The sequence below is a fragment of the Achromobacter sp. ACRQX genome (genome assembly GCF_022346505.1).
GTDB lineage: Bacteria > Pseudomonadota > Gammaproteobacteria > Burkholderiales > Burkholderiaceae_B > Achromobacter > Achromobacter animicus.
The window spans coordinates 62,306-76,990 of record NZ_JAKRML010000020.1; the positions used below are offsets into that span (position 1 = coordinate 62,306).

Consider the following 14,685-nt stretch of genomic DNA (forward strand, 5'->3'; position numbering starts at 1 on the left):
GGGTCAGAACGGCAAGGCCCCCGCCGCAAGTTCGCCGTTGCGCAGCACGGCGACGTGAAACCGCTTGTCGGCGGCCTTCATGATGTCTTCGGCGGGGTCGCCCTGCACCAGCAGCAGGTCGGCCACCTTGCCCTCTGCAATCACGCCGTGCTCGGTCATGCCCATCAGGTCATGGCCGCGTGACGTGCCGGCGATCAACGCGTCCACCGGCGTCATGCCGAATTCCACCATGTAGGCCAGTTCCATGGCGTTCTCGCCGTGCAGGTTGAACGGCGTGCCCGCGTCGGTGCCCAGCGCGATGCGCCCGCCCGCCTTGTAGTACATCTGGAACGACTCGCGATGGCGCTGCTCCACCGCGCGGGCCTTTTCCACCGCGTAGGCGGGAATGCCGTTGTCGGCGTTGGCAATGATGTTGCGCACGGCGGCGATGGTCGGCACCAGGTACGTTTCGGCTTCCAGCATTTCGCGCAGGCAGTCGTCGTCCATGAAGATGCCGTGCTCGATCGAATCGATGCCGGCGCGCACCGCGTTCAGGATGCCCTGCGTGCCTTGCGCGTGACTGGCCGTGCTTTTGCGAAAGCGCTTGGCCTCGTGCACGCCCGCCTTCATTTCGTCGAAGCTGTAGTGCGCATCCATGGGGCTGACGCCCGGCGTCATGACGCCGCCCGTGGCCATGATCTTGACCAGGTCGCAGCCGGCGTGAACCTGTTCGCGCACGGCCTTGACCACTTCCTCGCAGCCGTCGGCCACGCGGCCGATTCGGTTGCCGTGGCCGCCCGTCATGCAGATGATGCGGCCCGAGGCCTTGATGGTGGGGCCGGGAAACACGCCGCGCGCGATGGCGTCGCGCACGCCGAATTCCAGATAATCCTTGCCGCCGCAGTCGCGCAGCGCCGTCACGCCGCCGCGCAGGCTGGCCTGTGCGTTTTCCAGCGCGGTCAGCGTGATCTGCGCGGGGCCCTGCTTGCTCAATTGCGCATTGGGGTCTGCGCCGCCCGTGTAGACCAGATGCACGTGGCAATCCGCCAGGCTGGGCATGAGCGTCATGCCGGTGGTGTCGACCCTTGCACCCGCGTAGCCCGAGAACTCGCCCGCAGGCGCCACGCGGGCCACGCGTGCGCCCTCCACCAGCACGCCGTGGTTGGGAAGTGTCTTGCCCTCCCCGTCGAAAACCTTGCCGCCGATGAAGAGGGTTTGCCGTGACTCGCTCATGTCAGTGGACTCCGTTGGCGCGCGGTCTCAACCCACCACGTCCAGCCCTTCGCGGGACATGGATTGCAGACGAGGCATCAAACCGAGCAGATGTTGGCTGTAGGGATGCTGCGGGTGTTCGAACAGGGTTTCGGTCTCAGCGACTTCCAGCAGTTCGCCGTGGCGCATCACGCCGACGCGATCGCACATCTGCCGGATCACCGGCAGGTCGTGGCTGATGAACAGCATGGTCAGGCCAAGCTCTTCCTGCAGGTCTTTCAGCAGGTTCAGGATCTGTGCCTGGATGGAGACGTCCAGCGCCGACGTGGGCTCGTCGCAGATCAGAAAACGCGGCCGCGTGGCCAGCGCCCGTGCGATGCAGATGCGCTGCCGCTGACCGCCGGAGAACTCGTGCGGAAAGCGCTCCGCGGCGCGGTCCGCGAGGCCCACCACGTCCAGCAGGTCGGCCACGATGCGGCGCGTCTCGGCTTCGCTGGCGGCAAGCTTGTGGAAGCGGATGGGCTCGGCCACGATGTCCAGCACGCGCATGCGCGGGTTCAGCGACGAGAACGGATCCTGGAAGATCATCTGGATCTGCCGCCGGAATGGATTGAGTTCCTTCTCGCCCTTGAGCGCCGTGAGATCGGTGCCGCCGAACGTGACCGAGCCCTCGCTGGGCGTGTACAGCCCCGATATCAGCCGCGCCACGGTCGACTTGCCCGAGCCGGATTCGCCGACCAGACCGAAGACCTCGCCTTCGCCGATGGATAGATTCACGCGCTTGACCGCGTCCAGCGTGCGCTGGTTGCGCTTGAAGAAGGCGCTCTTGAGCACAAAGCGCATGGACAGGTCGCGCACCTGCACCAGCGGGCCTTCCGTTCGCTTGCCGAAGTCGCGGCGCTGGCCCAGCCAGTGGGTGGCCAGGTCCAGCGGCTGCGCAGGCGTGCGCACGGATTCGATATAGGTCACCAGCGGAAAGCGCTTGAGCTTGATGTCCGGACGCGGCACGGCCGAGATCAGGCTGCGCGTGTAGGCGTGGTCGGGGTCGCCAAGAATCTTGGCCGTGGGCCCCTGTTCGACAAGCTTGCCGCGGTACAGCACCGCCACGCGGTCCGTCACATCCGCGATCACGCCCATGTCGTGCGTGATGATGATCATGCCGACCTGTTCTTCGCGGCACAGTTTCTTGAGCAGATCCAGGATCTGCGCCTGGATCGAAACGTCGAGCGCGGTGGTGGGTTCGTCGGCGATGATGACTTCAGGCTCGCAGCACAGCGCCAGCGCGATCACCACGCGTTGCCGCATGCCGCCGGAGAACTGGTGGGGATACTGCTGCACGCGCAGCTCGGGCTGGTCGATGCCGACCTGCGCCAGCAGCTGCACGGCCCGTTTCTTTGCGGCGTCGTGCGTCAGGTCCAGATGCACCTGCATCGTTTCCACCAGCTGGCTTTCGACGGTCTGCAGCGGGTCTAGCGAGGTCAACGGATCCTGGAAGATCATGCCGATGCGTCGGCCGCGCACTTTGCGTTTCTGTGCGGGCGTCAGCGTGTCGATGCGTTCGCCGTTCAGCAGCACCGATCCGCCGGCCAGCCGTCCCGGCGCTTCAAGCAGGCCAATGACCGCGTTGCCGATGGTGGACTTGCCCGCACCGGATTCGCCCACCACGCCCAGGATCTCGCCTTTTTCCAGCGACAGGGAAACGCCGTCCACTGCCACCAGCGTGCCGCGGCGGCTGGGGAATTCGATCCGGATGTCATCAATGTTCAGCAGGGCCATGGCGTCCTCAGCGCAGCTTGGGGTTGAGCGCGTCGCGCAGCCAGTCGCCCAGCAGGTTGACTGACAGCACCAGCGCCACCAGCGCGATGCCGGGGAAGATCGAGATCCACCACATGCCCGAGAACAGATAGCTGTTGCCGATGCGGATCAGCGTGCCCAGCGACGGCGCGGTGGGCGGCACGCCCACGCCCAGGAACGACAGCGTGGCCTCGGTGATGATGGCGATTGCCAGATGAATGGTGGCGATGACCAGCACCGGCCCCATGACGTTAGGCAAGATGTGGCGGCGCAGGATGGTGATGGGGCCGATGCCGATCAGCTTGGCCGCCTGCACGTATTCCTTGTTGCGTTCGACGAGCGTCGAGCCGCGCACCGTGCGCGCGTACTGTACCCAGCCGGAAATGCCGATGGCGAAGATCAGCACGTAGAGCGCAAGCTGGTCGTGCATGTCGCGCGGCAACAAACCGCGCGCCACGCCGTCGATCAGCAGCGCGACCAGGATTGCCGGGAAGGAGAGCTGCACGTCGGCGATGCGCATGATGAAGCTGTCGACACGCCCGCCCGCGTAGCCGCTGATGAGCCCGAGCGTCACGCCCAGCACCATCGAGAACAGCACCGAGGCAAAGCCGACCAGCAGCGATACGCGCGAGCCGTACATGACGGCCGACAGGATGTCGCGGCCCTGGTCGTCCGTGCCGAGCAGGAAGTCAGGGCTGCCGCCCTCTTCCCAGGCCGGCGGCGTGTTGGCGTCCATGATGCTCAAGGACGCGAGATCGAACGGATTGTGCGGCGCGACGACCGGCGCGAACAGCGCGCCGAGCACGATGACCAGCGTGACGATCGCGGCGATGATCGCGCCGGGCGAGCGTTTGAAGCTGTGCCACAGGTCGCTGTCGGCGGCGCGTGTGAAGAAAGGAGCGATGCGAGCAATCATTCGAGTTCCTTTTTTACCGCATCTCATTTGCTCTGCACGCGTAGACGCGGGTCCACGGCGAAATACAGGAGGTCGACGACCAGATTGATCACCACGAACATGAAGGCGATCAGAACGAGATACGCGGCCATGACCGGGATGTCCACCATGCTGATGGCCTGGATGAACAGGAGCCCCATGCCGGGCCACTGGAACACCGTCTCGGTGATGATGGCGAACGCGATGATGGAGCCCAACTGCAGCCCCGTGATGGTGATGACGGGCACCATCGTGTTCTTGAGCGCATGGCGGAAATTGATCAGCCGTTCAGGCAACCCACGCGCCCGAGCAAATTTGATGAAGTCGGCACGCAGCACTTCCAGCATCTCAGCGCGCACCAAACGCATGATGAGCGTCATCTGAAAGAGCGCCAGCGTGATCGCGGGCATGATGAGCGCCAGCCATCCGGATTTGGTAAGAAAGCCCGTTGTCCACCATCCCAGGCTAACCACATCGCCGCGCCCGAAGCTGGGCAGCCATCGCAGCTGCACGCCGAAGAACAGAATGAGCAGGATGCCGATCAGGAACGTGGGCAGCGAGATGCCCGCCAGCGAAATCGCCATGAACGCCTTGGACAGCACACCGTGGCGCTTGAGCGCGGTGTAGATGCCCATGGGGATACCGAGCGCCAGCGCCATGACGGCGGACACGAACGACAGTTCCAGCGTGGCCGGCATGCGCTCTTCGAGCAGGTCGCTGACCGGGCGGCGGTGCCGGTACGACATGCCGAAGTCGCCCTGCACCGCGTTGATGACGAAGTGGGCGTACTGCACGACGAAGGGGTCGTCCAGGCCGAGCTGTTCGCGCAACTGGGCGCGCTGTTCGGGCGTCGTGTCCTGACCCACCATGCTGGCGACCGGATCGCCCACGTAGCGGAACATGGAGAACGCGATCAGCGCCACCGTCAACATCACGAGCACCGACTGAAACAGCCGCTGCGCAATAAAGGAAAGCATGTCAGGAAGCCCTCTGGTTCGGACGGCGCCGGGCCGCGTTCCGCGCGCGATGCGGGAATGGGGGCTGGGCCGGGCGCGTCCGGGCGGCGCGTGCCGCCCGGGGTTGCATCACGCGCCGCTTACGGCAGCACGACGTCGCGCAGGTCCAGCACGTCGTCGGCGCGCTGGGTGACTGTGACGTTTTCCTTCACGCCCCACGACATGGGCTGCTGGTGCAGCGGCAGGTAGCCGAAGTCGCTGCGCACGATGCCGAAGGCTTCCTTGATCATCGCGTTGCGCTTGGCCTGATCGGTTTCGACGCCGATCTTGTTGGTCAGTTCGTCCACTTTCTTGTTGCAGTAGCCGCCCAGGTTGAACTGGCCGGCGGCCGTTTTGGCGTCGCGGCACGAGGTCAGGTTCAGCAGCGTGTTGTGCGCGTCGGTGGAGCTGGGCGTCCATCCCAGCATGTACATGCTGGTCTGGTTGCCGGCCTGCAGCAGGATCTTGCCGAAGTACTTGGATTTGGTCTGCGCCAGCAGGTTGATCTTGATGCCCACGCGCGCCAGCATGCCGGCCACGGCCTGGCAGACCTTTTCGTCGTTGACGTAGCGGTCGTTCGGGCAGTCCATCGTCACGGTGAAGCCCTTGGGATACCCGGCTTCGGCCAGGAGCTTCTTGGCGCGTTCAGGATCTGGCTTGTACGGCGCGCCGAACGATTCGTCGTAGCCGTTGATGGACGTGGCGATCAGCGAGCCCAGCGGCTTGGCCGCGCCGCGCATGATCTTCTCGTTGATGGCCTTGGTGTCCACGGCCAGCACGACGGCCTCGCGCACGCGCACATCCTTGAACGGGTTCTTGCCCTTGACGTCTGAGAACAGCAGCTCGTCGCGGTCCTGGTCCATGCCGATGAAGATGGCGCGGGCTTCGGGCGCGGTCAGCGGCTTGACGCCCTTGGCGTCTTCCAGGCGCTTCCAGTCCTGCACCGGCACGGGCTGCACGACGTCCATCTCGCCCGAGATCAGCGCGGCCACGCGCGTGGCTTCCTGCGTGATCGGCTGGAAGACGACTTCGTCGATGTTGGTCTTGATGTTCTTGTTCCAGTAGCCGCCGTAGCGCTTGAGCACCGTCTTCACGTCGGGCTGGCGCTCGGTCAGCATGAACGGGCCGGTGCCGTTGGCGTGCAGGTTGGCGTAGTTGCCCTGGTTGTCGCCCTTGACGTTGGTGGCCTCGGTGGTCTTGTTCTTTTCCGCCCAGTTCTTGCTCATGATGTACAGGAACACCCATTCGCGCGGCAGGATGGGGTTGGGCGTGGGCGTGGTGACTTCGATGGTGTAGTCGTCCACCTTCTTGATGTCGCTGGCCTTGGCGCCGTAGCCCTTCATGTCCGAGCCGGGCGTCAGGCTGCGCTTCCACGAGAAGATCACATCGTCGGCGGTGAACGGCGAACCGTCATGGAACTTCACATCCTTGCGCAGCTTGAAGACCCATTTGGTGGGCTCGGGGTTCTCCCAGCTTTCCGCGAGCAGCGGCGTGAGTTTCAGGTTGCCGTCGTAGCCGGCCAGCGTTTCGTAGATGTTGCCCTGGAAACCCAGCGTGAAGGTCTCGTTCAGGGCCATCGGATCCATCGACGTGGCGTCGCCCTGATACGACCAGTGCAGCGTTTTGGCAGCTGCGCCGGCGCTGAAGGCCAGCGAGGCGGCCACGGCAGCGGCCAGCGCCGCCTGCTTGAAGTGGGGAAAAGTACGCATAGCCCTCATGCTCCGTGTGGTGCGCGGATCGCGCGACAGAAGTGACAGGGCCCCGGCCCCAAGGGGATCCGGGGCATGGCGTTGCTGCTTACGACGATGGAAGGATGGGGGCCGGGCGGCGCGCGGCGCGAACTGCGCGCAGGCCGTGGTTGGCGATGCCGGTAATCACTGCGCAGGACTTCGACTTCACGATAGACCGACCCCTTGTGATTGGCATGACGGGGACGGACCCGCGCCGATGCAGATCGAATCTTATCGACGCATTCGTTTAAGCGTCAATTGCTTTGGGTTGGGGTTATCACGCGCTTGCCGGATGCCGTGAATGGTGCGTCCTGCGGGGCAAGCGGGCCGCCGGTCATTCGGCCGGGAGCGGCGTGGATGCTAGGGTTTTCGCCAATTCGTGCAGCATGCGCTTGCGGCGGTCGCTGTCTTCATAGTGTTTACCCAGGGCCGACCATTCGGGGCGGCTGCGCGCTTCCTTCAACGTGTCGGGCAACGGGCCCTTGCGCCATGCATCATCGGCGGGAAGGTCCAGGCGCAATGGATCGCGGGCCGCGTGGCCACGGCGCTCCAGCGCCTCGATCAACTGCCGTTGGCGCAAGGCGAGCAGGCGCAGCACGGCATCGTCGACGCTGATCTCGCGATAGCCGCGCAGCTTGCCCGCGACCCGCTTGCCCAGCTTTTCGACGCCTTGCCACAAGCCGCCCGCGGCCGCGCCGATCAGCATGCCGGTGCCCAGGCTCAGGCCCGCGCTCATCAGGTCCACGGCGGCGCCGGCCATGGCGCCTGCGGCCGCGCCCATGCCGACCTGCACGCCCATGTCCTTGAGCGCCTGCGGATGAAAGAGATCCATGCCCCAGCGTTCGCCCTGCAGGGGCAACGCGTCGTCGGTGTAATCGGTGGCGCGGAAGTTGTACAGCGCGAGCAGCGCGTTGACGCAGGTCTGTTCGCGCTGGCGCACCTGATCGCGTAGCTGGCTGGACGCGGCGGCCAGCGCGGCTTCATCGCTTGGACTCGACAGGTGCAGCGCAGCCACGTCGATGAGCAGGTCCGCGACCAGCTCGTAGGCGGCGGCGTGGCGTTCGCGGCGCTGGGCGGCAAGGCTGTCCGACAGCCGGGCCAGCGCGCCGGCGTGGCGATCCAGCAGCACGCCGAGTTTGGCGTACAACTGCTGTTCGCCGTCGAGCGGCGGCGCGACGGTATCGAACTCCACCACGGCGTGCAGGCCCAGTCGTGCCATGGCATCGCGCCATTCGTCGGCGCGGTGCGCGGGTGCGTTGACGAAGTTGAGGACCGGCAGCAGGGGCCGGCCGCACGCGGCCAGGATGGCGAGTTCATCGCGATGCTTGCCCAGCACCGGATCGCGGGCGTCGATGACGTACAACGCGGCATCGCAATCGAGCATCTTGGTCAGGACGCGCGCCTCCTGTTCGTAGCGGCCGTGCGCTTCGGGCGTGTCCAGGAAACGGCGGATGCGCGCCGGGCCGTCCAGCCGTTCGCCGGGGCGGTCCAGCCGTTCCAGGTATTCCAGCAAGGCGATGCTGTCTTCCATGCCGGGCGTGTCAAACCATTCCAGCACGGGCCGCCCGTCCAGACGCAGGCGTGCGCCTTCGACGTGACGCGTGGTGCCCGGGCGGTCGGCCACTTCACCAAACGTCGTGTCGCGGGTCAGCGTGCGCAAGAGCGACGTCTTGCCGGTGTTGGTGTGACCGACGAGGGCGATCTTGATGAGCGGGTCAGCCATGACCGGACTCCAGCCAGGTGAGCGGTGCGACGGGCGCCTGCAGGATGGCGTCGGCGGGCAGGCCCAGCGCCAGCAGGCGGTCGCGCCAGAGGCCGGCGCGGGTTTCGGCAGACGTGTCGTCGCCGGCGCGCGGCGTGATCAGCCAGACGCGCGTCTGTCCCGCGTGGCCCGACAGGTCCGCCACCAGCGACAGCGTGCCCCGGTCGGGCGTCTGGCGCGCGTCGCAGGCAATCAAAAGACGCGAGGCCGCCGATTGGGCCAGCGCATCGAGCACGCGGTTGCGTTCTTCGCGGGTATCCAGGTTGCCGGCCTGGCGGATGGTGCTGGGCACATCCGCGGGCGGCCAGGTCAGGTCCGCGGGCAGCTCCAGCGCCAGCAGCACGGGCTGCCCGCCCAGGCCGTCCAGCGCCGGGGCACGCACCCGCGGTTCGTGCAGCGGATCGACGGGGCGGTCGATGCCGGTGGACAGCGCGGGCGGTTCAAGCCGGTCGCGCAGGGGCGAGAAACCTGCCAGCGCGGGATCGATGCGTACGCGACGCAGCGCGCGCAGCGTGGCGGCGACGCACAGCGCGCCTGCGATCAGGCGCGGCACGATGCCGTAGACCACGAGCACACCGATCAGCCAGAGCGACCATTGCGCCTGCGCGCCGGCCGGCAGGACCTGCGTGCCGTCGCTGGCGCGGATCGTTTCGGCATCGGGCATGGGAAAGCCCAGATGCGCGGGCAGCCAGCCGATGACCTGCGTCAGCCAGACGAAGGTGTCGGGCGCGAGCAACGTGGTGGCCCAGATGAAGCGGTAGCTGGCGGTGGACAGCACGGCCAGCAGCGTCACGAGCGCGGCGCACAGCGCGGTCAGCCACAGCAGATGGCTGATGCTGCCGAACAGGCCGCGCAAGGCGCCGGCGCGTGACAGCAGATTCAGGAAGGCCTGCGGCACCAGCGCGCCATCGGGTCCGCGCGCCAGCTTGCGCGTTGCCCATAACCAAAGCCGCCCAAAGCCGGTTACGGCCCCGGGCCGCAGCAGAAAGCTTGCCAGCCACAGCAGGAAGGTCAGCGCGTGCAGGCCCAACAGGGCACCCACGGCCCACAGCACGTTGACGGGCCGCGTGCCATCGCCCAGCGCGCCCATGGCAGCCGCGGCGCCGGAAACCAGCGCCAGCACAAACAGGGCGGCCAGCATGGCCGTGGCGCTGCGGCGCCAGGCGTCGACGAGGGGATTGAGGTTTTCGCGTTGCGCCAGCAGCGCGGCGCGGGCCAGGATGCGCGACGGCAGGTCGGCATCGAGTTGGCGCACCTGGCGCACCGCCTGCGCATCTTCGAGCGGCCCCCAGTGCGTTTCGCGCAACCGGATGAGTTCGGCCAGCCAGTGCGCGCGCAAGGGGCGCTGACCGGCGCTGTCGATGAGGGGGGAAGTATCGCGAGAGGTCGGAAGCGGCATCGCGTCGGAGCAGGCGGGAGGTGGCCGGGTGAGCCGCTAGGGCGATGCGCCATTGTAGACCGCGCGCTGCGGCCGGCATGATGCCGGATGGGCGGTGTCAGTGCCGGGCGTGCGCACTGCGGTACTGGCCCGGCGTGACGCCGATGGCGTCCCGGAAGACGCGGGCCAGGTGGCTGGCACTGCCAAAGCCGCAGGCCTGGGCAACGCTGGCGAGGTCGCCCTTGCCGGCCGCCAGCAGGTGTTGGGCGCGGGCCAGACGCCTGCCCCGTACCCAACCGTGGGGCGGCTCGCCGAACGAGGCGTGGAACATGCGGGCGAAGTGATACGTGGACAGCGCGGCGACGCCAGCCAGCTCGTCGAGCGTCAGCGGATCGGCCAGATGCGCGTCCACGTAGTCCATCACGCGGCGGCGCACGCCCGGCGCCAGGCCGCCGCGCGCGGGTTGCGGCGTCTTGCGCGCCACGCCCTGCATCAGCAGATGGTGCAGCACGGTCTCGGCCGCGCTGCTGGCGGCCAGCCGGTCGGCGGGTTCGTTCCAGTCCGCGCCCAGCAGGCGGCGGCAGACGTCGATCAGCGAGTCGTCCTGGATGTAGGTGCGGTCGCGCAGTTCGAGGGTGCGCGGTTCGCAGTCCAGCCGCATGACGGCTTCGCGCGCCAGCCGCTGCGGAGCGATGTACAGGTGCAGGAAGCGCACGTTGTCGTTCATGCTCCAGCGGGAATGGTGCTCGGCGGGCAGCACGCAGAATTTGCCCGCACCGCCATGCAGCGAGTCCTGGCCCACGCGAAACGACCGGTCGCCGCCGTGCAGGTATAGCGACAGCGTGTGGTGGCCGGGCGTTTCGTAGCCCAGCGTTTCGCGGGCGGTGCGCGACCACTGCGAGATCGCCATGCCCTCGCCCAGCGACGTGGCGCGCTGCAGCGTCGCGGTCGAGCGCGACAGCGTGCGGAATACGGAGAAATCGGCCGGGGCCGTAGCGGTGTTGCCCATGGGAAGGAATGCTACTGCGTTCGCGCGCGCGTGACGCGCCCGATCCGGACAAAAGCGCAAGAAACGGCAATCGCGGCGTGGCTCGGGGGCGCACACTGGATGCCCGGTGCGCCAGGTGGCCGCCGGTGTCCGAATCGGCTCTCAGGGCTGCTTTACCGCGCCCCTCGCATCATGAATCTTTTCCTGTATCTGCTCACCGTCCTGATCTGGGGCACCACCTGGATCGCCATCAAGCTGCAGCTTGGCGTGGTGGCCATTCCCGTGTCGATCTTCTACCGTTTCGCGCTGGCGGGGCTGCTGCTGTTCGTGACGCTGCTCGCGATGCGCAAGCTGCAGAAGCTGGACCGGCGCGGCCACTGGCTGTGCGTGGGTCAGGGCCTGTGCCTGTTCTGCCTGAACTTCCTGTGCTTCTATTCGGCCACGCAATGGATTCCGAGCGGCCTGGTGTCAGTCGTGTTTTCGGCTGCCACGCTGTGGAACGCCCTTAACGCGCGGATCTGGTTCGGCACCCGAATCTCGCCGCGCATCATGGTGGCCGGCGCGCTGGGATTCTGCGGCCTGGTGCTGCTGTTCTGGCCGGAACTGGCGGGCCAGGAGGCCAGTCACGAGACGCTGCTGGGGCTGGGTTTTGCGCTGCTCGGCACGCTCTGCTTTTCCACGGGCAACATGCTGTCGTCCCTGCAGCAGCGCGCCGGCATCCGGCCGCTGACGGGCAATGCGTACAGCATGCTTTATGGCGCGGCGATTCTGCTGGCGGGCTGCGTGGTTGCCGGTCTGCCGTTCGGCTTCGATTCCTCGCCGGCCTATGTGGGCGCGTTGCTCTATCTGGCCGTGCTGGGGTCGGTCGTGGGTTTTACCGCCTATCTGACGCTGGTCGGCCGCATGGGACCGGCGCGGGCCGCCTACTGCACGGTGCTGTTTCCGGTCGTGGCGCTGAGCATATCGACCGTCGTCGAAGGCTACCGCTGGACGCCCTACGCGTTCGCCGGCCTGGCGCTGGTGATGCTGGGCAACCTGCTCGTGTTCACGAAATGGTCGCCGTTTTCGAAGCGGGCGGGCGTGGCGGGCAGGATCGCGTAATGCGGGCCGGAGGCGCCGCCGCGCAGTCGTACGCGGGCGGCTCGATCCAGCACCCGTTATGAGGCCAGCTTGCGCAGGGCTTCCAGCAGCCGGTCGATCTCGTTGCCGCTCGTCAGATAGCTCACCGATGCGCGTGCGACCCGGTCCAGGCCGCGGGCCTGCATGTCCAGCGGGGTGTAGGGCACGCCGTTGCTGCCGATGGTGATGCCCTGCGCGGCCAGCGCGCGTTGCACGTCGACCGCGTCGTGTCCGGCGAGGTTGAAGGCGACCAGCCCGGATTTGTCGCGGCCCTGGTCCAGCACCGACACGCCGGGAATGGCCGCCAGTTCGGCGCGCAGCGCCTGGGCGTTGGCGTCGATGGTCGCCCGGATCGTGTCCAGGCCCACATCCAGTGCTTCGCGCAGGGCATTGGCAAGGCCGCAGCGCAGCGCCAGCGAGTTCTCCGCGGATTCCAGGCGTGCGGCGTCGGCGCGGAGCATGGGCTCGCCGTCAGTGCCCAGCGGCGCGGAATGCGTGTCCACGAAGGCGGGCGTGAGCCGATCCAGGAAGTCGCGCCGCACGTACAGCAGCCCCGTGCCGCGCGGTCCGCGCAAGGCCTTGCGGCCGGCGCCGCTCAGCACGTCGCAGCCGACCTCGCGCACGTCGATGGAAAACTGACCCACCGCCTGTGCGCCGTCCACAAAGTACGGAATGCCATGCTTGCGCGCCACGCGTCCGATGGCGGCGGCGGGGTTGATGAGGCCGCCGTTGGCGGGCAACCAGGTCAGCGCGATCAGCCGAACCCGGTCGTCCAGCATGGCTTCCAGCGCCTCTGCATCCACGCAGCCGCTGTCGTCCGACGGGATCGTTTCCAGCGTTGCGCCCGCGCGCTGCGCAATCAGGCGCATGGCGGCCAGGTTGCCGCCCCATTCGTGGCGGCCGACCAGAATGCGATCACCGGGCCGCCACGCCGGCAGCGCCGCAAACGCGGCGCCCCAACCCGGCGAGTTGCCGCCTGTCAGCGCGATCTCCTCGATCTGCGCATTGAACAGCTGCGCGGCCAGCGTGCGGGCTGCTTCGATGAGATCGCGCGCCGCCACGCCCGCTTCCATCGGCCCCTGCGCCGCTTCGCGCTTCAGATGCGCATGAATGGCCAGCAGCGTGGCTTCTGACGGCAGCGATGCGCCGGCGTGATTGAAGTGCACCGTGCTTTGCGCGCCGGGCGTGAGGGCGCGCAGCGCCTGGACGGCGCTCGGGGTCAGGGGGGCGGTCATGGCGGTTCCTGTTGTGGCTTTCAGTCGGCAGGCATCAGGCCGGGGTCAGCGCGATCACGGCCTCGACTTCCACCGACACGCCTTGCGGCAACGCGGCGACGCCGACGGCGCTGCGGGCATGGCGTCCCGCGTCGCCGAACACCTCGACCATCAAGTCCGAAGCGCCATTGGCGATGGCGCTCTGGCGGTTGAAGTCCGGCGCGCTGGCAACGAACACGCCCAGCTTGACGACGCGCGCCACGCGATCCAGGCGGTCTCCCGTGGCGGCGGCAATCTGCGACAGGATGCCCAGTGCGCAGGCCCGCGCCGCCTCGACGCCGTCGGCGTCCGACACCTGATGGCCCAATTGGCCCAGATAGGCCGCCTTGCCGTCCTTGCGCGAGATCTGGCCAGAGATATAGAGCAGGTTGCCTTCCTGGACGAAGGGCACGTAGTTGGCGGCCGGCGCGGCGGCCGCTTCCAGGACCAGGCCAAGTTCGGCAACGCGGGCGGAAATGCTTTGGGTCATATCGGATCACCTATGAAGAATGGGAAAGCGCGTCTTGACGCTTCCCCGATGCTATCGGCCGCGGGGCGGCATGACCAATCAATTCTTGCTTGGTATGTATGAGTAAAACTAATACGTGTCAGGCGCCGGTGGATTGGGCCGCGGTCTGCTCCAGCCAATCGTGCAACGCCTGGACGGGTTCGCTGAATGCACCGCGCGGCGTGACGAACCACCAGCCGATGCGCGGATCTTCCAGCACCGCACCGGGCAGCGCCTCGACCAGCGCCCCACTCGCCAGGTGCGCGGCGATCAGCCGTTCCCGGCCCATCGCCAAGCCCTGCCCTGCAAGCGCGGCCTCGACGACGATGTTGTAGTCGTGCAGGCGCACCGTGCGCGCGGCGCCCAGATCCAGCCCGTACCGGTGCGCCCAGGCGTTCCATTCGAACTGCTGCCGCGCGTGCGAGACCAGCAGCGGGTGGCGCAGCAGGTCTGCGGGCGTTTTCGGCCGCTTCCTGCCCGCCACCAGCGCGGGCGCGCACACGACCGACAGGCGTTCCGTCATCAACAACGTGCTGCGCACGCCGGGCCAGCCACCGCGACCATAGCGGATCGCGGCGTCAACCTCGCCGCCCGCCACATCCGCCAGCGCGATGTCGGGCTGCAACTGCAGATCGATGTGGGGATGCGCGGCGGCAAAGGCGGGCAGGCGCGTCGCCAGCCAGCGCGTGGCGAACGACGCCAGCAAGCCGATCCGCAGCGTATGGCGCGCGGGCTCTGGTGCGCGCAGTTCGTCGGTGCCCTGGCGCAGCAGCTCGAATGCCGCGTGCACGTGGGCGTAATAGGCCTGGCCCGCGTCGGTCAGCGCAACGGCGCGCGTGCGCCGCTCAAAGAGCGCCACGCCCAGTTCCTTTTCCAGCCGCTGGATGTGATGGCTGATCGCGCTCTGCGTGACGAAGAGCTCTTCTCCGGCCTGCGAAAAGCTCAACCGCCGCGCGGCGGCCTCGAAGGCGCGCAGGGAGACCAGAGGCGGCAGGGATCGCGAGGAACGCATTGTTGTGCGGGGATGGAAGGT

At 67.4% G+C, this 14,685-nt stretch carries 12 protein-coding genes; 1 reads left to right on the top strand and 11 read right to left on the bottom strand.

Features of this window, described 5'->3' with window-relative positions:
• Positions 1–3: 3 nt before the first annotated feature.
• The 8 genes from MHZ91_RS18155 to MHZ91_RS18190 all read right to left on the bottom strand — a co-directional run bounded on the left by MHZ91_RS18155 (position 4) and on the right by MHZ91_RS18190 (position 10,793).
• Positions 4–1,212, bottom strand: a complete 1,209-nt coding sequence (locus tag MHZ91_RS18155; RefSeq protein ID WP_239215055.1) for an amidohydrolase family protein — start codon at positions 1,210–1,212, stop codon at positions 4–6.
• Positions 1,213–1,239: 27 nt separating this feature from the next.
• Entirely contained in the window at positions 1,240–2,967 is a 1,728-nt protein-coding gene (locus MHZ91_RS18160) for an ABC transporter ATP-binding protein (protein ID WP_175137045.1), read from the bottom strand.
• A gap of 7 nt (positions 2,968–2,974) precedes the next feature.
• Complete coding sequence (locus MHZ91_RS18165; RefSeq protein WP_105236903.1) at positions 2,975–3,901, bottom strand: ABC transporter permease; 927 nt, start codon at positions 3,899–3,901, stop codon at positions 2,975–2,977.
• 23 nt (positions 3,902–3,924) lie between these two features.
• Positions 3,925–4,896, bottom strand: coding sequence for an ABC transporter permease (locus MHZ91_RS18170; RefSeq protein WP_056565682.1), 972 nt, complete (start codon positions 4,894–4,896; stop codon positions 3,925–3,927).
• 119 nt (positions 4,897–5,015) lie between these two features.
• Positions 5,016–6,623: an ABC transporter substrate-binding protein gene (locus MHZ91_RS18175; protein WP_175123932.1), complete on the bottom strand. Its 1,608-nt coding sequence runs from the start codon at positions 6,621–6,623 to the stop codon at positions 5,016–5,018.
• Between the two features lie 355 nt (positions 6,624–6,978).
• Positions 6,979–8,367, bottom strand: coding sequence for a GTPase/DUF3482 domain-containing protein (locus MHZ91_RS18180; protein WP_239215057.1), 1,389 nt, complete (start codon positions 8,365–8,367; stop codon positions 6,979–6,981).
• On the bottom strand, positions 8,360–9,805 hold the full coding sequence (locus MHZ91_RS18185) for a DUF2868 domain-containing protein (RefSeq protein ID WP_239215059.1): 1,446 nt from the start codon (positions 9,803–9,805) through the stop codon (positions 8,360–8,362). Before MHZ91_RS18185 ends, MHZ91_RS18180 begins: the two co-directional genes overlap by 8 nt.
• A 97-nt stretch (positions 9,806–9,902) precedes the next feature.
• Positions 9,903–10,793, bottom strand: a complete 891-nt coding sequence (locus MHZ91_RS18190) for a helix-turn-helix domain-containing protein (protein WP_218342383.1) — start codon at positions 10,791–10,793, stop codon at positions 9,903–9,905.
• A gap of 171 nt (positions 10,794–10,964) precedes the next feature.
• Between MHZ91_RS18190 and MHZ91_RS18195 the strand changes: the two genes are divergently transcribed.
• Entirely contained in the window at positions 10,965–11,873 is a 909-nt protein-coding gene (locus tag MHZ91_RS18195) for a DMT family transporter (RefSeq protein ID WP_175185557.1), read from the top strand.
• A 56-nt stretch (positions 11,874–11,929) separates the two neighbouring features.
• Here the strand turns inward: MHZ91_RS18195 and MHZ91_RS18200 are convergent, their stop codons facing one another.
• From MHZ91_RS18200 to gcvA, 3 genes are all read right to left on the bottom strand, one after another.
• A complete protein-coding gene (locus MHZ91_RS18200; protein WP_239215061.1) occupies positions 11,930–13,126 on the bottom strand; it encodes an aminotransferase class V-fold PLP-dependent enzyme in 1,197 nt (398 codons plus the stop codon).
• A 34-nt stretch (positions 13,127–13,160) separates the two neighbouring features.
• The gene (locus tag MHZ91_RS18205; protein WP_239215063.1) at positions 13,161–13,634 is read right to left on the bottom strand and encodes a RidA family protein; all 474 of its coding nucleotides are present in this window, start codon (positions 13,632–13,634) and stop codon (positions 13,161–13,163) included.
• A 118-nt stretch (positions 13,635–13,752) separates the two neighbouring features.
• Positions 13,753–14,664, bottom strand: coding sequence for a transcriptional regulator GcvA (gene gcvA / locus MHZ91_RS18210; RefSeq protein WP_239215065.1), 912 nt, complete (start codon positions 14,662–14,664; stop codon positions 13,753–13,755).
• Positions 14,665–14,685 lie beyond the last annotated feature (21 nt).